This is a genomic window from Curtobacterium sp. MCLR17_058 (genome assembly GCF_003234705.2).
Classification (GTDB): Bacteria; Actinomycetota; Actinomycetes; order Actinomycetales; family Microbacteriaceae; genus Curtobacterium; species Curtobacterium flaccumfaciens.
Map to the genome: position 1 here is coordinate 3,294,048 of NZ_CP126262.1, position 17,730 is coordinate 3,311,777.

The 17,730-nt window shown below is 71.7% G+C and carries 21 protein-coding genes; 10 read left to right on the forward strand and 11 right to left on the reverse strand.

Annotation, left to right across the window (positions count from 1 at the left end; all coding sequences use genetic code 11):
• The first annotated feature begins 131 nt into the window (after positions 1–131).
• The 3 genes from DEJ11_RS15520 (at position 132) to DEJ11_RS15530 (ending at position 2,542) form a co-directional block, all read left to right on the forward strand.
• Complete coding sequence (locus tag DEJ11_RS15520) at positions 132–1,004, forward strand: HpcH/HpaI aldolase/citrate lyase family protein (RefSeq protein WP_017887994.1); 873 nt, start codon at positions 132–134, stop codon at positions 1,002–1,004.
• A gap of 10 nt (positions 1,005–1,014) precedes the next feature.
• Positions 1,015–1,482, forward strand: a complete 468-nt coding sequence (locus tag DEJ11_RS15525) for a DUF6264 family protein (protein ID WP_111030703.1) — start codon at positions 1,015–1,017, stop codon at positions 1,480–1,482.
• 181 nt (positions 1,483–1,663) lie between these two features.
• The gene (locus DEJ11_RS15530) at positions 1,664–2,542 is read left to right on the forward strand and encodes an aldo/keto reductase (protein ID WP_071244093.1); all 879 of its coding nucleotides are present in this window, start codon (positions 1,664–1,666) and stop codon (positions 2,540–2,542) included.
• Positions 2,543–2,635: 93 nt separating this feature from the next.
• Here DEJ11_RS15530 and DEJ11_RS15535 read toward each other — a convergent pair whose 3' ends face one another.
• Positions 2,636–3,124: a hypothetical protein gene (locus DEJ11_RS15535; protein ID WP_111038989.1), complete on the reverse strand. Its 489-nt coding sequence runs from the start codon at positions 3,122–3,124 to the stop codon at positions 2,636–2,638.
• Positions 3,124–3,531, reverse strand: coding sequence for a hypothetical protein (locus DEJ11_RS15540; protein WP_071404030.1), 408 nt, complete (start codon positions 3,529–3,531; stop codon positions 3,124–3,126). The genes DEJ11_RS15535 and DEJ11_RS15540 overlap by 1 nt, the downstream gene beginning before the upstream one ends.
• 148 nt (positions 3,532–3,679) lie before the next feature.
• On the opposite strand from DEJ11_RS15540, the gene DEJ11_RS15545 reads away from it, so the two are divergent.
• Positions 3,680–4,645: an NAD(P)H-quinone oxidoreductase gene (locus DEJ11_RS15545; protein WP_111105199.1), complete on the forward strand. Its 966-nt coding sequence runs from the start codon at positions 3,680–3,682 to the stop codon at positions 4,643–4,645.
• Here DEJ11_RS15545 and DEJ11_RS15550 read toward each other — a convergent pair.
• From DEJ11_RS15550 to DEJ11_RS15575, 6 genes are all read right to left on the reverse strand, one after another.
• Positions 4,642–5,418 carry an amino acid ABC transporter ATP-binding protein gene (locus DEJ11_RS15550; RefSeq protein WP_111030700.1) on the reverse strand — a complete coding sequence of 259 codons (777 nt, stop codon included), beginning with the start codon at positions 5,416–5,418 and terminating at the stop codon, positions 4,642–4,644. The genes DEJ11_RS15545 and DEJ11_RS15550 overlap by 4 nt on opposite strands.
• Positions 5,415–6,293 carry an amino acid ABC transporter permease gene (locus tag DEJ11_RS15555; protein WP_111105198.1) on the reverse strand — a complete coding sequence of 293 codons (879 nt, stop codon included), beginning with the start codon at positions 6,291–6,293 and terminating at the stop codon, positions 5,415–5,417. The genes DEJ11_RS15550 and DEJ11_RS15555 overlap by 4 nt, the downstream gene beginning before the upstream one ends.
• A 4-nt stretch (positions 6,294–6,297) precedes the next feature.
• The gene (locus tag DEJ11_RS15560; protein WP_111105210.1) at positions 6,298–7,119 is read right to left on the reverse strand and encodes an ABC transporter substrate-binding protein; all 822 of its coding nucleotides are present in this window, start codon (positions 7,117–7,119) and stop codon (positions 6,298–6,300) included.
• A gap of 81 nt (positions 7,120–7,200) precedes the next feature.
• Complete coding sequence (locus tag DEJ11_RS15565; RefSeq protein WP_258375251.1) at positions 7,201–7,719, reverse strand: cupin domain-containing protein; 519 nt, start codon at positions 7,717–7,719, stop codon at positions 7,201–7,203.
• Positions 7,716–9,101, reverse strand: a complete 1,386-nt coding sequence (locus DEJ11_RS15570) for an amidohydrolase family protein (RefSeq protein WP_258367011.1) — start codon at positions 9,099–9,101, stop codon at positions 7,716–7,718. The genes DEJ11_RS15565 and DEJ11_RS15570 overlap by 4 nt, the downstream gene beginning before the upstream one ends.
• The gene (locus tag DEJ11_RS15575) at positions 9,098–10,819 is read right to left on the reverse strand and encodes an adenosylhomocysteinase (protein ID WP_111102451.1); all 1,722 of its coding nucleotides are present in this window, start codon (positions 10,817–10,819) and stop codon (positions 9,098–9,100) included. Before DEJ11_RS15575 ends, DEJ11_RS15570 begins: the two co-directional genes overlap by 4 nt.
• 81 nt (positions 10,820–10,900) lie before the next feature.
• Between DEJ11_RS15575 and DEJ11_RS15580 the strand changes: the two genes are divergently transcribed.
• The 6 genes from DEJ11_RS15580 to DEJ11_RS15605 all read left to right on the forward strand — a co-directional run bounded on the left by DEJ11_RS15580 (position 10,901) and on the right by DEJ11_RS15605 (position 15,006).
• The gene (locus tag DEJ11_RS15580) at positions 10,901–11,170 is read left to right on the forward strand and encodes a glutaredoxin family protein (RefSeq protein WP_111102452.1); all 270 of its coding nucleotides are present in this window, start codon (positions 10,901–10,903) and stop codon (positions 11,168–11,170) included.
• 137 nt (positions 11,171–11,307) lie between these two features.
• Complete coding sequence (locus DEJ11_RS15585; protein ID WP_111102453.1) at positions 11,308–12,192, forward strand: amidohydrolase family protein; 885 nt, start codon at positions 11,308–11,310, stop codon at positions 12,190–12,192.
• A gap of 42 nt (positions 12,193–12,234) precedes the next feature.
• Positions 12,235–13,083 (forward strand): fumarylacetoacetate hydrolase family protein, encoded by an 849-nt coding sequence (locus tag DEJ11_RS15590; protein ID WP_111102454.1) that lies wholly within the window; start codon positions 12,235–12,237, stop codon positions 13,081–13,083.
• Positions 13,083–13,856 (forward strand): SDR family NAD(P)-dependent oxidoreductase, encoded by a 774-nt coding sequence (locus tag DEJ11_RS15595; protein ID WP_258375253.1) that lies wholly within the window; start codon positions 13,083–13,085, stop codon positions 13,854–13,856. Before DEJ11_RS15590 ends, DEJ11_RS15595 begins: the two co-directional genes overlap by 1 nt.
• 100 nt (positions 13,857–13,956) lie before the next feature.
• Positions 13,957–14,634, forward strand: coding sequence for a FadR/GntR family transcriptional regulator (locus DEJ11_RS15600; RefSeq protein WP_110862381.1), 678 nt, complete (start codon positions 13,957–13,959; stop codon positions 14,632–14,634).
• Between the two features lie 96 nt (positions 14,635–14,730).
• Complete coding sequence (locus DEJ11_RS15605; protein ID WP_110865416.1) at positions 14,731–15,006, forward strand: GlsB/YeaQ/YmgE family stress response membrane protein; 276 nt, start codon at positions 14,731–14,733, stop codon at positions 15,004–15,006.
• A 91-nt stretch (positions 15,007–15,097) separates the two neighbouring features.
• On the opposite strand, the gene DEJ11_RS15610 is transcribed toward DEJ11_RS15605, so the two are convergent.
• Genes DEJ11_RS15610 through DEJ11_RS15620 form a run of 3 tightly spaced genes read right to left on the reverse strand, consistent with a single transcriptional unit; the run spans position 15,098 to position 17,726 of the window.
• Positions 15,098–16,060, reverse strand: coding sequence for an aldo/keto reductase (locus DEJ11_RS15610; protein ID WP_111102455.1), 963 nt, complete (start codon positions 16,058–16,060; stop codon positions 15,098–15,100).
• Positions 16,057–16,401, reverse strand: coding sequence for an L-rhamnose mutarotase (locus tag DEJ11_RS15615; RefSeq protein ID WP_111032370.1), 345 nt, complete (start codon positions 16,399–16,401; stop codon positions 16,057–16,059). The genes DEJ11_RS15610 and DEJ11_RS15615 overlap by 4 nt, the downstream gene beginning before the upstream one ends.
• Positions 16,401–17,726 carry an alpha-L-fucosidase gene (locus DEJ11_RS15620; protein ID WP_111030695.1) on the reverse strand — a complete coding sequence of 442 codons (1,326 nt, stop codon included), beginning with the start codon at positions 17,724–17,726 and terminating at the stop codon, positions 16,401–16,403. The genes DEJ11_RS15615 and DEJ11_RS15620 overlap by 1 nt, the downstream gene beginning before the upstream one ends.
• Positions 17,727–17,730: the final 4 nt, after the last annotated feature.

The following is a 17,730-nucleotide window of genomic DNA, read 5'->3' on the forward strand; positions in this document are numbered from 1 at the left end:
GCAATGAACCGAGGTTTCGGGGTTTCCGCACGGACGTGACCGCCGTCCGGCCCGACGTGCGCCACCGTCCGACCCGACGTGCGGCGCGCCCGATCCGACGGCAGCCCCGTTCGGTGTGGTACCAACGGGGCATGGCCATCGACGACCGCACCGCTCCGTCCGCCCCCACGCCGAACCGGCGTCGATCGGTCCCCGCCGAGATCTCACGGTCGTGGCTGCTGGTCTCCGGCACCGCCACCGACCGGTTCGACAAGTCCCAGCGCTCCCGCGCCGACCAGATCATCCTGGACATCGAGGACGCCGTCGACCCCGCCGCGAAGCCCTCGGCCCGGCAGGGCGTCGCCGCCTGGCTGGCCGGCGGTGGCGAGGCCTGGGTGCGCATCAACGACGTCACGACGGACTTCTGGGCGGACGACGTCGAGGAGCTCCGCGGCCTGCCCGGGCTGCAGGGCGTCATGCTCGCCAAGACCGAGTCCCCCGCCCAGGTCACCGACACCTGGCACCGGCTCGGCGGCCAGACGCCGGTGATCGCCCTGGTCGAGTCGGCCCTGGGCATCGAGGAGTCCGTGTCGATCGCCAAGGCGCAGGGCGCGTTCCGCCTGGCCTTCGGTTCCGGCGACTACCGCCGCGACACCGGGACCAGCGCCGACACGCTCGCGATGGCGTACCCGCGGTCGAAGCTGGTCGTCGCCTCGCGCGTCGGCGACCTGCCGGGCCCGATCGACGGCCCCACGGTCGGCTCGTCGCACCCGATCCTCCGCGAGCAGTCGCAGGTGGCCGTGTCGCTCGGCCTCACCGGCAAGCTCTGCCTGGACACCGAGCAGCTCCCCGTCATCAACGAGGTCATCTCCCCCACGCCGACCGACGTCGCCTGGGCGCAGGACTTCCTCGACGACTTCGAGGCCCGCGGCCGGGTCATCCGCGACGGTTCCGACCTGCCGCGGCTCGGTCGGGCGCAGAAGATCCAGCGGCTCGCACAGGCGTTCGGGGTCGAGGCGCGGTAGGACTGCACGCATGACCTGGTCCAACGTCCCCGGCCCTCCGCCGCAGTCCTCCTCCGGTCCCACGGACGCGCAGCGCGCGGCGTGGGAGCGCGGTGGCACCACGCTGTTCCCGCCGGCGAAGCTCGCCGACCGGATCTCGACGGTGCTGCTCCTGGTGTTCGGTGCCGTCATGACCGCGATCACGGCGGTCGTCGGCATCGTCGCGATCGCCTCGGCCACGGCGGAGTGCGACGCTTCGTCGGGCTGCACGCCCGGCGGGTACTTCGGTGGCGCGGCCATCGCAGTCGGTGGCGCCTTCGTCATCGGGGTCGCCACGATCGTGCTGTCGATCGGCGCGTGGATCCGGCGGAAGCCGTCGTGGTGGATCGCGGCGATCGGCTTCGTGCTCGCGATCGTCGTCATCGTGTGGGGCGGGGTCGTCTTCGCGAACGCCGTCGACAGCGGTTCCGCCTCGTCGTCGGTGTCCGCCAGCGCCTGACCGACACCACGCTTCCGACAGGACACGCGTCGATCGACGCGTGTCCTGTCCGAGAACGCGTGTGCGTTCCGGCCTGGAGGCGCGAAGGCGGGGCCGCCACGCGCCTCCAGTCCGCCTGTCGGTCACGGCCACGGCGTGACCACCTGGGCGTGCGAGCGCACCCCCGGCGCATGCTGGGCCGATGAAGCAACGAGTCATCGGAGACGTGTCCGTCAGTGCCATCGGTCTGGGCGGGATGCCCATGTCGATCGAGGGCCGACCGGACGAACGTCAGTCCATCGCCACGATCCACGCAGCGCTCGAGAACGGTGTCACGCTCATCGACACCGCCGACGCCTACCACCTGGGCGGCCACGACGAGGTGGGGCACAACGAGGAGCTCATCGCGCGGGCCGTCCGGGAGTTCCACGACGACACCTCGGACGTCCTCATCGCGACGAAGGGCGGACACCTGCGCCCCGAGGCCGGCAACTGGGCGCAGAACGGGCACCCGGAGTACCTGAAGGAGGCGGCGAAGGCCTCGGCGAAGCGGCTCGGCGTCGAGCAGATCGGCCTGTACCAGTTCCACCGCCCCGACCCGGCAGTGCCGTACGCCGACTCGATCGGGGCGCTCGCCGAGCTGCTCGACGAGGGCGTCATCCGGATGGCGGGCATCTCGAACGCCGACCCGGACCAGATCCGCACCGCGAACGAGGTGCTCGGCGGACGCCTGGCGTCGGTGCAGAACCAGTACTCGCCGAAGTTCCGGTCGAGCGAGCCGGAACTCGAGCTGTGCGACGAGCTCGGCATCGCGTTCCTGCCGTGGAGCCCCCTCGGTGGCATCGGGAGCGCGGCGGACCTCGGCACGGCGTTCGAGGACTTCGCGTACATCGCCCGCGACCGTGGGGTCACCCCGCAGGTCATCGCCCTGGCGTGGGAGCTGCAGAAGAGCGACGTCGTCGTGCCGATCCCCGGTGCGTCGCGGCCGCAGTCGATCCTGAACTCGATCACGGCGCCGACCGTGCGGCTGCGGCCGGAGGACGTCGCACGCCTCGACGCCTCGCAGCCCGCGGCCGTCTGACGCCCGTTCCCCCGACGGGGGAAGCACGACGCCCCGCCGCTCCTGGTCCAGGAGCGGCGGGGCGTCGTCATGCGTGGCCGGGCGTGTGCCCGCTCAGCTCTTGGCGGGGCAGACCGCCGAGACCTGGTCGAGCGTGGTCTGCACCTCGGACTGGGCCTTCGTGACCTCGGTGGAGTCCTCGGCCGCGCCGGAGCGGATGGCCGAGCTGTAGCCCTTGGCCGCGCCGGAGAAGTCCTCGAACGTGTCGTGCACCTGGTCGTTCGAGACCTTCGTCAACGCCGAGTCGATGCGCTGGACGAACTCGTCGACGAGCGCCGCACGGGCCTTCGGCTCGGCCGGGGCGGAGCTCGAACCCTGCTCCTTGAGGAACGACGCGAGTTCGTTCTCGAGCAGCGAGCAGGCTTCCTGCTTGGTCTGGGCGGGTGCTGCTGCGGCGGTCTTCGAGGCCGACGGGGCGCTGGACGAACCCGAGTCGCCGCTGGAGGAGCCGCCGTCGGACGAACCGCCGTCGCCGCCCGAGCAGCCGGCGAGCAGCGTGAGTGCGAGGCCGGCGGTGGCGAGCGCGGTGAGGGTACGGCGCATCAGGAGTTGCACTCCTTCTGGAACGCGTTGCCGGCGTCCTGCACCTTGGTGCTGGACTTCGTCAGGGCCGAGACGTCGGCCGACTGCGGGTCGTCGGCGATGTCCTCGATGTCGTCGACCAGGTCGCCGTACGCCTCTTCGAAGGCGTCGCCCTTGGCCTTCAGGTCGTCGTCCGACAGGTCGTCGACGCCGTCGGAGATCTTCTCGTCGAGCTCCTTGAGCTTCGTGACGGCGGCATCCGGGTCGGACTGCAGGTTCGCGGCCTCGGACTGGACGCCCTGGGCGGCGGACTTGACGGTCTTCTCGAACTGCGTGCACTGCTCGGCCTTCGACGGCCCGGTCGAGCAACCGGCGAGCAGCGTGAGTGCGAGGCCGGCGGTGGCCAGCGCGATGAGCTTCTTGGGCATGGTGGAGAGTCCCCCTCGATCTGTCCGCACTCCCCCGGATGAGGTGCAGATCCGTCATCGAGCGTACAGGGAACATCCACAGGGAGACCGGCCGGGTTGTGGGCGACCGGCACCCGGCCGGAGGCACGTGGCGCGTACCGTCGAGGGCATGCGAGCCATCACGTTCGACGACGCTTCCATGTCCGTCACCGACCTGCCCGACCCGGAACCCGGCACGGACGAGGTCCTGATCGAGGTCGCCGCGGCCGGCGTCAACAACGCCGACCTGCAGCAGCGCGCGGGGAACTACCCGCCGCCGCCCGGGGCCTCGGAGATCCTCGGGCTCGAGGTCTCCGGCACGGTGCGGGCCGTCGGTGCGGGCGTCGCGACCGTGGCGGTGGGCGACCGGGTGTGCGCACTGCTCTCCGGCGGCGGGTACGCGTCGCTCGTGGTCGCGCCGGTCACCCAGGTGCTGCCGGTCCCCGAGAGCGTCGACCTGGTCGAGGCGGCCGGGCTGCCCGAGGCCGCCTGCACCGTCTATTCCAACATCGGCATGCTCGCCGGGCTCCGGCCGGGGCAGACGCTCCTGGTGCACGGCGGTACGGGCGGCATGGGGTCACACGCGGTGCTGTGGGCGAAGGCCCTCGGTGCGACGGTGATCGCGACGAGCGGCGGCGACCGCAAGGTCGCCGCGTCCCGTGACCTCGGTGCCGACCTGGTGATCGACCACCGCACCGAGGACTTCGTGGAACGCGTCATGGCGTTCACCGACGGTGTCGGCGTCGACGTGGTGCTCGACGTCGTCGGACCGTCCTACCTGGAGCGGAACCTGCAGGCCCTCGCACCGAACGGGCACATCGCGGTCATCGCCTCGGGCAGCGGCCGCACCGCCGAGCTCGACTTCGGGGTGCTGATGCGGAAGCGCGCGACGATCAGCGGCACGACCCTGCGCGCACGGCCACTCGCCGAGAAGGCCGCCATCGTCGAGGCGGTCCGCTACAACGTCTGGCCGCTGGTCGCCGACGGCCGGGTGCGCCCGGTCATCGACTCGGTGCTGCCCCTGGCCGAGGTCGAGGAAGCCCACCGCCGCGTGCGCGACGGCGAGGTGATCGGCAAGGTGCTGCTGACGCCCTAGGCGTGCACGCGGGCGAGGAACTCGACGAGCGCCGGGTGCTGCGGGTGGTCGAGGACGTCGGCGGGGGATCCCTGCTCGACGACCTCGCCGCGGTGCAGGAACACGATCCGGTCGGCGACGTTCCGCGCGAAGTGCATCTCGTGCGTCGTCATCAGGATCGTCGAACCCTGCCGCTTCAGCTCGGTGACCAGGTCGAGCACCTCGCCGACGAGCTGCGGGTCGAGGGCACTCGTGACCTCGTCGAGCAGCAGGAGTTCCGGGTCCGACGCGATCGCCCGGACGATGGCGACGCGCTGCTGCTGACCACCGGACAGGCGGTCGGGGTACGCATCGGCGAACGAAGCGAGACCGATCCGGTCGAGCAGCCGGCGCGCGGTGTCCTCGGCCTGGGCCCGTCCGATGCCGTGCACCTGGCGGGAGGCGAGCGTGACGTTGTCGAGCACGCTCATGTGCGGGAACAGGTTGAACTGCTGGAACACCACACCGATGCGCGCCCGAACGGCGTCGACGGCGACGCGCGGGTCGGCGATGTCCGTGCCCTGCAGCAGGATCTCGCCGTCGTCGATGCCCTCGAGCAGGTTGACCGTCTTGAGCAGCGTCGACTTGCCGGAGCCGGAGGCCCCGATGACGCAGATGACCTGGTGCCGATGGACCGTCAGGTCGATCCCGCGCAGGACCTCGTGCTCGCCGAAGGCCTTGCGCAACCCGCGCAGTTCGAGGACCGCGGCGTCCGTACCGGACGCACCACGGGCCTCCTGGCCGGCCTCGCTCATACGGTCCCTCCGATCTGCTCGCGCCGCTGCTGGCGACGCGCGATCGCGTCCGTGACGCGGATCAGCGGCAGGCTGATCACCACGAACAGCAGCCCGGCGACGAAGTACGGCGTGAAGTTGTAGGTCTCGGCCTGCGCGATCTGGGCGGAGCGGACCGCGTCGACGGCCCCGAGGATCGACACCAGACCGACGTCCTTCTGCATCGACACGAAGTCGTTCATCAGCGCCGGGGTGACCTTGCGGATCGCCTGCGGCAGCACCACGAGCCGCAGGGTCTTGACGTGCGAGAGCCCGAGCGACCGGGCGGCCAGGCGCTGCGAGGGGTGCACGGCCTCCATGCCGGCGCGGAGCACCTCGGCGATGTACGACGAGTAGGTCAGGGTGATCGCGATCGTGCCCCAGACCTCGGCGGGGAGCCGCGGGAACACCCCGAGCCCGGGGATGCCGTAGCCGACCAGGTAGAGCACGATGATGAGCGGCAGGCCACGGAACAGGTCCGTGTAGCCGGTCGCGAGCATCCGCAGCGGGAAGAACACCGGGTTGCGCAGGCCGCGGACGACCGCGAGCAGCGTGCCGAACACGGCGACGCCGATGGCGCTGAAGAACAGGATCCGGACGTTCAGCCAGAGGCCCAGCAGGATGTCCGGGAACGTGTCGACCGCGGTCTCCGGGTCGAAGAACGACTGCTGCACCGCTGCCCAGCCGGGGGTGTTCACGACGCCGAAGTACACGACGGCGAGCACGACCAGGGTGGAGACGACCGACACCACGACCGAGCGACGGCCACGCTGGCGGCGGTAGAGCCGACGCTCGAGCTCGACCTGGCTCGGCGCGGGTGCGGCGACCGGGGTGCCGGCCCCTGCTGGCAGGGTCATCCGGTTACTTCAGGACCGGCGTGCCGGTCTCCGACGACAGCCACTTGGTCTGCAGGTCCCGCAGGGTGCCGTCGTCGTCGAGGGTCTTCAGGGCCTTGTCGACCTTGCTCGTCAGCTCCGAGTCCTTCGGCAGGACGAAGCCGAACTGGTCGCCCTTGCCGTCGTCGGGGAACTGCGCGGACACGGTGCCGTCGTCGACCTGGGCCGAGGCCATGTAGAACGCCGTCGGCAGGTCGGTGACGATCGCGTCGATCTGCCCGGACTTGAGCGCGAGCACGGCGTCGTCGTTGGAGTTGAACACCTGCGGCGTGACACCGAGGACGTCCTTGACGCTCGCGATGCTCGTCGAACCGGTCGCGACGCCGATCGCGTCCTGCTTGAGGGCAGCGATCGTGGTGTCGCCGGCGGCCTTCGACCCGGAGGTCGTCACGACCGCCTGGGTCGTCGTGTAGTAGGCGCTCGACATGTCGACGGCCTTCTTGCGCTTCGCGTCGATCGAGAACTGCTGGACGTTGAGGTCCCAGTCCTTCGGGCCCGGCGCGATGGCACTGTCGAAGGTGCTGCGCTTCCAGACGACGTCGGACTTGCTGTAGCCCATCTCCTTCGCGACCGCGTAGGCCACGGCGGACTCGAAGCCCTTGCCGGACTGCGGCTTGTTGTCCTCGACCCAGGGCGAGTACGCCGGGTCACCGGTGGCGATCGTGAGCTTGCCGTCGGTCACGGTGCCGTCGGCGTTGCTGCTGCCCCCGGCGGAGCAGGCCGACAGGGCGAGGGCGGCGACCGCGGCGGTGGCGACGGCGAGGGTGAAGCGGAGGGGACGGGTCACGGTCGGGCCTTCGTGCGGGGGGTGGGGGCAGGTCGAAGTGTACTTCGCAGTGGGATACCAACGCGAAACGGTGTCGCGGTGCTACTCGGCGGCAGGGTCCCCGTCGTTGGCCATCGTGAAGTCGTCGAACGAGAAGCCCGGCGACACCAGGCAGCTCAGCAGCACCTCGCCGTCGCCCGGGATCGTCCGCTGCCACACCCCGCCGCGCACGAACGCCTGCGCGTCGTTCACCCGGTCGCGTCCGGCGTCCGGGCCGAGCGTGATCGTCGCACCGGGCTCGGGGACGTCACCGTCGCCGCCGAGCTGCAGGTCGACGGTGTCCGGCCCGTGCCACATCCAGATCTCGTCGCTCGTGACCCGGTGCCAGGCGGAGGCCTCGCCCGGGGGGAGCAGGAAGTGGATCAGGGTGGCGGCCGGACGGTCCCCCGCGGGGGTGGTGACCGTCGCCGGCGAGGTCCAGGTGCGGACGTACCAGCCGCCCTCGGGGTGCGGTTCCATGCCGAGGGCGATCGCGCGCTTCGGCACGTCGAGCCACTCGATCAGCTCACCGGTGACGGTTCGGCGTGCGGCCATTCCGGGGTGGGGTGCGGACTCGGTCATCGTTCCTCCTGGTGCGGTGCGGGGATGTCCATGTGCGGGGAAGCCGGCTCGGTGACGACGCCCGCTGCGGCGCGGACGACCCCGCGGATCACGGTGGCGGCCGCCCGCCCGGCGCCGTCCTCGACGAGCTCGGCGAGCGCGTCCGGCACGGTCCGGGCGTCGACGTCGAAGACCGCCAGGTCGGCGCGCGCCCCGACGGCGAGGTGCCCGATGCGGTCCGGTCCGACGGCCAGCCCCATCGCGTGCGCACCACCGAGGGTCGCCGCCGCGAGCAGCCGCTCGTGCAGGTCACGGTGCCCGTAGCCCTGGGCACGAGCGATGCGGTGGAGCGCGGTGACGTCGGCCATCAGGTCGAGGGACGGCGACGACGACAGGGAGTCGGTACCGATCGCGATCGGGCTGCCCTCGCGCAGGTAGTCGGCGACGGGCGGCGGGTCGAGGCCGATGACGGCGTTCGACCGCGGGCACAGTGCGACGGCGGTGCCCCGGGCACGCAGGAGGGCCCGGTCGGCGGCGGTCATGTACACCCCGTGGGCGATGTGGCAGTCCGGCCCGAGCACGCCGAGGCGGTCGACGAACGCGGTCGCGCTGGCACCGAAGCCCAGGGCTCGCAGCGCCCGGAACGACGGCACGTTCGCCAGGTGCCAGTCGTTCCCGTGGCCGACGCCGTCGACCCCGTCGAGCCCGGGGACCGGACCGAGGGCGGTGCGCTCCCCCTCGAATGCCGCTTCACCGAGGTGCAGGTGCAGTCGCAGACCGCGCTGCCGCACGATGTCGGGGAGCTCGAGCAGCGGGGCGACCTCGAGCGAGTACGGCGCGTGCGGGGACAGGCCGGCACCGGGCGTCGTGGGGATCCGGTCGAGTTCGTCGAGCACCTGGTCGCGACCGTGCGACTGCCAAGCGTCGTTCTCCCAGTCCATCACCTCCCAGTACGCGATGCCGCCGAGCCCGGCGTCCTGCAGCGCGGTCGAGGCCTCGATGTCGGTGACGATGTCCGCGATGCTCGTGACGCCGGCCAGGATCGACGCCCGTGCACCGTCCGCGGCTTCGGCCCGCCAGTCGTGCGGTTCGGCGTAGTCGACGTTGAACGCTGCGGCCCAGTCCTCGAATCCGCTGTACTGCCGTTGGCCGACACTGGCCATGCCGGTGTACTGGAGGTGCGAGTGCGCGTTCACGAGTCCGGGCAGGAGCGCGCCACGCCACTGCCGCTCGGTGAAGGTCGCGTCGGACCCGGTGAGCTGGTCGATGACCCACGACCGGTCGCCGACGTGCAGGATCCGGCCGTCCTGCACGGCGACCGCGCCGTCCGCGATCGGTGGCGCCGTCATCGGGACGACGACGCGCGCCGAGTGCACCGTGACCGGGTGCTGTCGGGCGCTCACGCCGGGTCTCCGAAACGGTGCGTCCGGACGTCCGGCTCGCGGTCCGCCGGGTGTTCAGGGGGAAGGCCGGGAGGCCCGACGTACGTTCCGAAGGCGGCGAGCGCCGTGCGGGCGGTCACGTCGTCGACCGCGGGGTCGATCGGCACGACGGCACGCTCCAGTTCGTCGCCGCGTTCCAGGAGCATCCGGACGGCGCCGAGCTGCACGGCGAACGACAGGTCCATGATCTCGACCGGGTTGCCCTCGGCCGCGGTGATGTTGATGCAGCCACCGTCGTCGAGCACGATCGGCCCACCGTCGGACCCGGGGAACACGAACCGCTCGGCCTTCGGGCCCACGTCCTGGCGCCGGGCCCCGGCGGCGAGCGCGCCGTCGACGGCGATCTCCTGGTCGACCCCTCCGGCGACGGCGAGGACCGCACCGTCCGCGCAGGCACGGAGCACCTCGAGGTCGATGGTGTGCGACACCCCGGTGGCGCTCATCACGAGGTCGGCGTCACACACCGCCTCGACGAGCGGGGCCACGGCGTACCCGGCGAACCGCGCCTGCAGGGCGCGGACCGGGTCGGTCTCGGCGACCGTCACCCGGAACCCGAGGGCTGTGAGCACCAGGGCGACCCCTTCGCCGACGTGCCCGAACCCGGCGACGACCGCCGCGCCTCCCGGGATCACCCGGTGTGTGCCGGACGCGAGCCCGTCGACCAGGTCGAGCACCGCGAACACCGTCGACTGCCCGGTGCCGTACCGGTTGTCGAAGAACGTCTTGGTGCGGGCGTCGTTCACCGCGATCACCGGGATGCCGAGCTCGCCACGCGCCGCAAGTACACGCAGGGGTCGCAGGCCGCTCGTGGTCTCCTCGGCGGCTCCGAGCATCGTCGGCAGCAGGTCGGGGCGTTCCTGGTGGGCGAGCCGGATGACGTGCGAGCCGTCGTCGAGCAGGATGTGCGGCGCGGTGTCGAGCATCGCGAGGGCCAGCTGCTTCTGCTCGGGGAGCGTCGCCGTGCTGCTCGCGAAGACCGCCAGGCCGGCGGACCGCAGTGCCTCGGCGACGGCGTCGTCGGTCTCGTCGGCGTGGGCGTAGACGACGACCTCGGCGCCGGCGTCACGGAGGAGCAGGCTCAGCACCGCCGTCTTGGGCTCGAGGAACATCGCGACGCCGATGCGGGTGCCGCGCAGGAGTCCGCCGTCGCGGAGCTCCGCGGCGACCGAGCGGGCGACCGGCATGGAACGTCGTGCCCAGCGCAAGCGGGCGTCCGCTGCGGGGTCGTCTTCGAGGTCGCGGCCGGTGGACACCAGGAAGACGTCGTCGGAGAGCATCGGGACGGCGAGCACGCCGGGGCGGGCCGATGTGACGGGACCGAAGGCGTCCTCTTCGACGGCAGGCAGGTACCGACCGGCGTCGATGACGACCAAGGTGGTGCCGCGTGGGCGGTCGGCGGCCTGCTCGACCGCGGGGGTCGACTCCTCGGGCGTGCCGAGGCACCAGAGCTGGTCGACGAGGTCGGACGGGTGCTGCCGGTGCTGGTGTTGGTGGTTCGGCTGCTCGGCCTCGCGCGCCCCGAGTGCGGTCAGCAGGTGCCGCAGTGCCGCGGCGTCACGGGGGTCACCGCCGACGATGCGGAACCGTCGGGCGGCGACGAGCAGGTTGGTCGCGGCGGCGAAGCGCCGGACGGCCGCCGAGGCCCAGGCCAGCGTCGCGGGATCGGGTGCTGGCGGCATGTGCCAATCGTAGGGCGAGCGGGGCGCGGGTCCGGCGGCGCTCCGGGAATGCCCGGGGGCGCTCCGACGTACTCTCTGCACATGAGCGATGTGACGACTGCCCCCGACCGCGTGACCATGTTCGGTGCCGACTGGTGCCGCGACTGCCGTCGGTCCAAGGCGCTGCTCGACACCCTCGGCGTGGACTACGAGTACGTCGACGTGGAGCAGGACTTGTCCGCGGCCGACCGTGCCGAGGCGATCAGCGGCCGGAAGAACATCCCCGTCGTGGTGCTGCCCAACGGCAAGCACTTCGTCGAGCCGTCGGACGCCGAGCTGCGGGCCGAGCTCGAGGCCTCCGGCGTCGTCTGATCGGCGTTGGCGGTTGCGACTCCACGCGCCCAACGCCACCTCACGGGCACTGTGGCGCGTGAGGTGTCGCTGAGCGCGAGCGGTCGCCGCACCGGCACCTCCGGGCGGACATCGGATGAATCGGGCATCATGAGCGCGTGATCATCGACGCTCACCACCACCTCTGGGATCCCGCCGACCGGCCGTACCCCTGGATGGACGACTCGGTCGCTCCGATCCGCCGCCGGTTCGACGTGGACGACCTCCGCGCCGCCGCCCGGAGCACCGACGTCACCCGGACGATCGTCGTGCAGGCCGTGCACGACCCCGGCGAGACCGCCTGGCTCCTCGAGCAGCCCGAGCCGGTCGCCGGGGTCGTCGGCTGGGTGGACCTGACCGCCCCGGACGTCGTCGACCGGATCGCCGCACTGATCGCGGGGTCCGGCGGGGACCGGCCGGCCAGCACCCGCCTGGTCGGCATCCGCCACCAGGCGCACGACGAACCGGACCCGGACTGGCTCGCCCGGCCCGAGGTCGTCCGCGGAGTCCGTGCGGTGGCCGCCGCCGGCCTGGTGTTCGACGTGCTCGTCCGAGCGCGTGAGCACCGCGCTGCCCTCGCGCTGCTCGACGCCGTGCCCGAGGGATCGTTCGTCCTCGACCACGCCGGCAAACCCGACATCGCGGGCGGGGATCCCGGGTGGGTGAGCCGGATCGACGACTTCGCCGCGCGTCCGAACGTGGCCTGCAAGGTGTCCGGACTGTTCACCGAGGCCGGACCGGAGTGGCGACGGCAGCCCGTCGACCGGTACGTCCGTGCGGTGGTCGAGCGGTTCGGCCCGGAGCGGTCGCTGTTCGGGTCGGACTGGCCCGTCTCGACGCTCGCCACGACCTACGACGACGTGGTGCGGCGGACCACCGACGCGCTGGCCGACCTGACCCCGGACGAACGGCAGTCGGTGCTGAGCGGGACGGCGGAGCGCACGTACCTGCATGGGAGGACCCTCAGCACCCGCGACCTTGTCGGCAACCCGGAGCAGACATAGGATGTCTCTGGTTGCGCCGGTGCAGCCGGAGAGCGAGGAACGATGCAGTTCGCACGACTCGGCCCCGCGGGCGGCGAGATCCCCGTCGCGGTCGACACCGACGGCGAGGTCCTCGACCTCCGCCCGATCACGACCGACATCGGCGGGGCCTTCCTGGCGTCCGACCCGGTCGCCCGCGTCCGGCACGCGCGGAGCGCCGGGGACCTCCGAGCGCTGCCCGACGCCGAGGGTCTCCGCCGCGGAGCACCGGTGGCCCGTCCCGGCAAGGTCGTCTGCATCGGCCTGAACTACCGCGACCACGCCGCCGAGACCGGCGCCGAGATCCCGACCGAGCCGATCGTGTTCATGAAGGACCCGATGACGGTGATCGGCCCGGACGACGAGGTCCTGATCCCCCGCGGCAGCGAGAAGACCGACTGGGAGATCGAACTCGCCGTCGTCATCGGGCAGACCGCCCGCTACTGCGACTCCGACGAGGCCTCGAGCGCCTGCATCGCCGGCTACGCCATCGCCAACGACGTCTCCGAACGGGCATTCCAGCTCGAGCGCGGCGGGCAGTGGGACAAGGGGAAGTCCTGCGAGACGTTCAACCCGCTCGGCCCGTGGCTGGTCACCCCCGACCAGGTCGACCCGGCGGCGCTCGCACTCCGGCTCGCCGTCAACGGCGAGGTGCGGCAGGACGGCACCACCGCCGACATGATCTTCCGACCCGTCGAGATCGTCCGGTACCTGTCGCAGTTCATGGTGCTGTACCCGGGCGACGTCATCAGCACGGGCACACCGGCCGGGGTCGCCCTGGCTGGGCACGCGCCGTACCTGCAGCCCGGCGACGTGGTCGAGCTCACCGCCGACGGGCTCGGCTCGCAGCGCCAGACAGTGGGAGCAGCCTGATGACCGACACCACCGCGACCGGGATGCCCAGCACCCACGCGGGTCTCCGCGCGATCGTCACCGGCGGCGCCTCCGGCATCGGCGCGGCCATCGCGGCCGCACTGCAGGAGCGCGGCGCAGCGGTCGCCGTGCTCGACCTGCAGCCGTCCATCGCCGAGGGACTCGTCTCCGTCACCTGCGACGTGTCGTCCGACGAGTCCGTCCGTGCCGCCGTCGCGTCGGCCGTCGACCAGCTCGGCGGTCTCGACGTGCTCGTGAACAACGCCGGCATCGGCGCCCAGGGGACGGTCGAGGACAACACCGACGACGAGTGGCGCCGCGTGTACGAGGTCAACGTCCTCGGCGCCGTGCGCCTGTCCCGCGCCGCACTCCCCCACCTCCGAGCGTCGGACAGCGCGAGCATCGTCAACACGTGCTCCGTCGCGGCCACCGCCGGGCTGCCCCAGCGGGCGCTCTACTCCGCCACGAAGGGGGCGATCTCCGCACTCACCCGCGCGATGGCCGCCGACCACGTCCGCGAGGGCATCCGCGTCAACGCCGTCAACCCCGGCACCGCGGACACCCCGTGGATCGCGCGACTCCTGTCGTCCGCGGATGACCCGGCCGCCGAACGCGCCGCGCTCGAGGCACGCCAGCCGCACGGACGTCTGGTGCAGGCGGCAGAGGTCGCCGAGGCGGTCGCCTACCTGACGAGCCCGCTCGCCCGGTCGACGACGGGCGTCGAGCTGGCGGTCGACGGCGGGATGCAGGCACTCCGGCTGCGGCCGGCCTGATGGTCGTCCCGCGGCTCAGCCACACCGGCCTGGAGGCCCGTCCCGGGTATCGTCGGGACGTCCCGTCGCGCACGCGGCCGGGTCCACAGGAGGTGGTGACGTGGCGTCGTTGACCGACGATGCGATCGCACGCATCCAGCAGATGATCGTGAGCGGCGAGCTCCAACCCGGCCAGCGCCTCCCGCCCGAGAAGGAACTGAGCGAGTCGCTCGGGCTGTCCCGCAACAGCCTCCGTGAAGCGGTGAAGGCGCTCGAGCTGATCCGCGTGCTCGACGTCCGACGCGGCGACGGCACCTACGTGACGTCGCTCGAACCGGGCGTCCTGCTCGAGGCGGTGTCGTTCGTCGTCGACATGCACCACGACCGGTCGCTCGTCGACCTGCTCGAGGTGCGCCGCATCCTGGAACCGGCGTCCGCCGTCCTGGCGACGGCCCGTGCCACGGAGCAGCAGATCGACGAACTCGCGACCCTGATGCAGTCCGTCGGCGAGGACACCGGCGTCGAGGACCTCGTCGCCCACGACCTGCTGTTCCACTCGACCATCGCGGGCATCGGCGGCAACCAGTACCTGTCCGGGCTGCTCGACGCCCTGTCAAGCAAGACGGTACGGGTGCGGGTGTGGCGCGGGCTGACGCAGAACGGGTCGGTGCAGCGCACGCTCGACGAGCACGCGGCCATCGTCGACGCCATCCGGCGCCGGGATCCGCAGCTCGTGCAGGCCCTCGTCGTGTCGCACGTCGAAGGTGTCGAGCGCTGGTTGCGGCGCTCCCTCGACTGAACCCGACAATCCTCCCAGGAACCTCGGAGTTGTGTCGGTCCTCGGCCCTGACTCCGGCAACCATGCCGCGGCAACCGCACCCACGAGGAGGACACCGTGCTCGGTCTCATCATCAGCTTGATCATCATCGGACTCATCGCCGGCGCTCTCGCCCGGCTCATCATCCCCGGCAAGCAGAACATCGGCATCCTCATGACGATCGTCCTGGGCATCGTCGGCTCGTTCGTCGGCGGGTTCCTCGGCTACCTGATCTTCAACCACGACGGGAACGACGGCTTCTTCCAGCCGGCCGGCATCATCGGCTCGATCATCGGCGCCATCATCGTGCTGTTCATCTACACGCGCGTCGCCGGCCGCGGTTCGCGCCGCTAGGCACCACGCTGCCGGTCCGACCGGCGCACCACCGAAGTCACCCCGAACCACGCAATCGCGTGGTTCGGGGTGACTTTCGTCGTACGTGGCGTCACATCGCGAGCAGGCCCGCTGCACGCAGGTCGTCCCAGAGCGCCTCGGGCACGACGGCGGCGGCCCGGGCGACGTTCGAGCGCACCTGGTCGGCGGACTGCACCCCGAGCGCGATCGCCGCGACCGCCGGGGCCCGACGCGGGAACGCCAGCGCGGCCTCGGGCAGCGTGACCCCGTGGCGCTCGCAGACGTCGGCGATGGAATTCGCCCGCGCGAGCAGCTGCGCGGAGGCCTCGGCGTAGTCGTAGGTCGCACCCGCCGAAGGGCGCTCCTGCCCGAGCAGCCCCGAGTTGTAGACCCCGACCGCCACGACCGCGACGCCCAGTGACGCACACCGGTCGACGAGCGCCGCCGCCGGTTGCTCGAGCAGGGTGTACCGCCCGGCGAGCATGACGACGTCGCAGAGCCCGGTGTCGACGGCCGCCGACAGCGCCTCGACGGAGTTCGACCCGACGCCGACCGCCCGCACGACGCCCTCGTCGCGGAGCTCGGCGAGCGTCGGCAGCGCCTGGGTCAGACCGTCGGTGAGTGAGTACACGTCCGGGTCGTGCAGGTAGGCGACGTCGACGTGGTCGAGCCCGAGGCGGCCGAGCGACTCGTCGAGCGAGCGCCGCACGCCCGACGGCGACGGGTCCCACTGCCGCACGGTGTCGTCCGGCACCGCGAAGCCCCCGGACGCCAGGTCGTCACCGCCACCGCGCCCGCGCCCGGGCACGAGCACCCGCCCGACCTTCGTCGACACGAGGAACTCCGTCCGGGGGCGTCCGGCGAGCGCCGCACCGAGCCGCCGTTCGGACAGGCCCAGGCCGTAGTGCGGGGCGGTGTCGAACCCGCGGACGCCGGCGTCCCACGCGGCGTCGACCGTGGCGCGGGCGTCGGCGTCGGACACCGGACGGAGCAGGTTGCCGATGCCGGCCCCGCCGAACCAGAACGGGCCACGGTCCAGGTCGAGATCGGTCACGGGTCCACCTGGTCCACGTGGTGCACCTGGTCCGCCAGCGACCAGACCCGTGGGACCCCGTCGTCGTCGCCCGAGTAGTCGTCGTCCGCCTCGAGCAGCGGGTTGATCGTTTCCTGCCACTCGGCGTTGACCGGGTCGTCGGCGAGCGCCCGGCGCATCGCCCGGTGGTCCTCGACCTCGATCAGGTGGACCAGGTCGAGCCCGTCCCGCCAGATCGTCCAGTCGTGCACGCCGGCCTCGCGCAGTCGCGCCGCGAGCGCGGGCGGGACCGAGGCGTGCACGGTGTCGTACGCCGCCTCGTTCCCGGCCCGCAGTCGCGTCCGCGTCAGGATCCGCTGCATCAGTCGCGCAGGAACAGCTCGACGACGGGCACGGCGACGTCGGGCCGCACGATCGGCAGCGTCAGGGTGAGCGTGCCGGCGGGCTGACCGCCGAGCCCGGTGTTCTGTGCCCGGGTGCCCGGCGGGATCTCGCGGAAGTGGATCTCCGATGCGTCGTTGAGCAGCTGCGCGTACGCGACCCGGCCGGCGAGGTCGGGCAGGTGCACGTGCTCGAAGGGCCAGGCGAACAGGTGCAGGTACAGGCGGTTGCCGTTCTGCGTGTAGACGGTGTTCCGCGGGGCGACGAACCGCGACGGCCCCGCCCCGTACACCGAGCGGGCGTGCTGGTGCATCCACGTCCCGATGCCGTCGAGTGTCTGCCGCGAGACCCCGTCGAACTCACCGCGACCGGTCGGGCCGATGTTGAGCAGCATGTTCCCGTTGTTCGAGACGCCGTCGACGAGCATGCGGACGAGCAGGTCGACCGGCTTCAGGTTCAGGTTGTCGCGGTCGTAGCCCCACGAGCCGTTCAGCGTCTGGCAGGCCTCCCACGGCACCGGGACGCCGTCGACCTCCATCGGCTTGTCGGGCTGGTACTGCTCGGGGGTGACCAGGTCACCGGGGATGTCGAGCCGGTCGTTCACGATGATGCCGGGCTGCAGTCGCTTGGTCAGCGCCATGAGCTCCTCGGACCCCCACTCGTCCCGGCCCTTGCCGCCCCAGATGTCCTCGTGGTCGTTGTCCCGGTACGAGAAGTCGTAGAACAGGTAGTCGATCTGCCCGTAGTCGGTGAGCAGCTCCTCGACCTGACCGTGGAGGTACTCGCGGTAGCGCGACATGTCGCGGCCCTCGTTGAACGCCTCGATCTCCTCCGGCGAGTCGTCGCGCCGGGGGTGCACGCCGTCGACGGTGAAGTCCGGGTGGTGCCAGTCGATGAGCGAGTGGTAGAAGCCGACCCGCAGCCCCTCGGCACGGACGGCGTCGACGAACTCGCGCACGATGTCACGGCCGAACGGGGTGTTCGTGGACTTGTAGTCGGTCAGGGCGGTGTCCCACAGGCAGAAGCCCTCGTGGTGCTTCGTGGTGAGGACGACGTACTTCATCCCCGCCTGCCGTGCCCGACGTGCCCAGTCCGCGGCGTCGAACAGGTCCGGGTCGAAGTGGTCGAAGTACTTCTGGTAGTCCTCGTCGGTGATCCGTTCGCGGTTCTTCACCCACTCGTGCCGTGCCGGCAGGGCGTACAGCCCCCAGTGGATGAACATGCCGAACCGGTCGTGGGAGAACCACGCGGGGAACCCCGCGGAGTCGGTCGCGGTCTGCGGCTCGGCAGGTGCGGTGATGGTCATGAGG

Coding starts and splice junctions, on each gene's coding strand:
- DEJ11_RS15580 (WP_111102452.1), top strand. CDS start 10,901: ATGAGCGATGTGACGACTGCCCCCGACCGCGTGACCATGTTCGGTGCC.
- DEJ11_RS15620 (WP_111030695.1), bottom strand. CDS start 17,726: ATGACCATCACCGCACCTGCCGAGCCGCAGACCGCGACCGACTCCGCG.
- DEJ11_RS15545 (WP_111105199.1), top strand. CDS start 3,680: ATGCGAGCCATCACGTTCGACGACGCTTCCATGTCCGTCACCGACCTG.
- DEJ11_RS15590 (WP_111102454.1), top strand. CDS start 12,235: ATGCAGTTCGCACGACTCGGCCCCGCGGGCGGCGAGATCCCCGTCGCG.
- DEJ11_RS15535 (WP_111038989.1), bottom strand. CDS start 3,124: ATGCGCCGTACCCTCACCGCGCTCGCCACCGCCGGCCTCGCACTCACG.
- DEJ11_RS15525 (WP_111030703.1), top strand. CDS start 1,015: ATGACCTGGTCCAACGTCCCCGGCCCTCCGCCGCAGTCCTCCTCCGGT.
- DEJ11_RS15550 (WP_111030700.1), bottom strand. CDS start 5,418: ATGAGCGAGGCCGGCCAGGAGGCCCGTGGTGCGTCCGGTACGGACGCC.
- DEJ11_RS15530 (WP_071244093.1), top strand. CDS start 1,664: ATGAAGCAACGAGTCATCGGAGACGTGTCCGTCAGTGCCATCGGTCTG.
- DEJ11_RS15575 (WP_111102451.1), bottom strand. CDS start 10,819: ATGCCGCCAGCACCCGATCCCGCGACGCTGGCCTGGGCCTCGGCGGCC.
- DEJ11_RS15615 (WP_111032370.1), bottom strand. CDS start 16,401: ATGCAGCGGATCCTGACGCGGACGCGACTGCGGGCCGGGAACGAGGCG.
- DEJ11_RS15565 (WP_258375251.1), bottom strand. CDS start 7,719: ATGACCGAGTCCGCACCCCACCCCGGAATGGCCGCACGCCGAACCGTC.
- DEJ11_RS15595 (WP_258375253.1), top strand. CDS start 13,083: ATGACCGACACCACCGCGACCGGGATGCCCAGCACCCACGCGGGTCTC.
- DEJ11_RS15520 (WP_017887994.1), top strand. CDS start 132: ATGGCCATCGACGACCGCACCGCTCCGTCCGCCCCCACGCCGAACCGG.
- DEJ11_RS15555 (WP_111105198.1), bottom strand. CDS start 6,293: ATGACCCTGCCAGCAGGGGCCGGCACCCCGGTCGCCGCACCCGCGCCG.
- DEJ11_RS15540 (WP_071404030.1), bottom strand. CDS start 3,531: ATGCCCAAGAAGCTCATCGCGCTGGCCACCGCCGGCCTCGCACTCACG.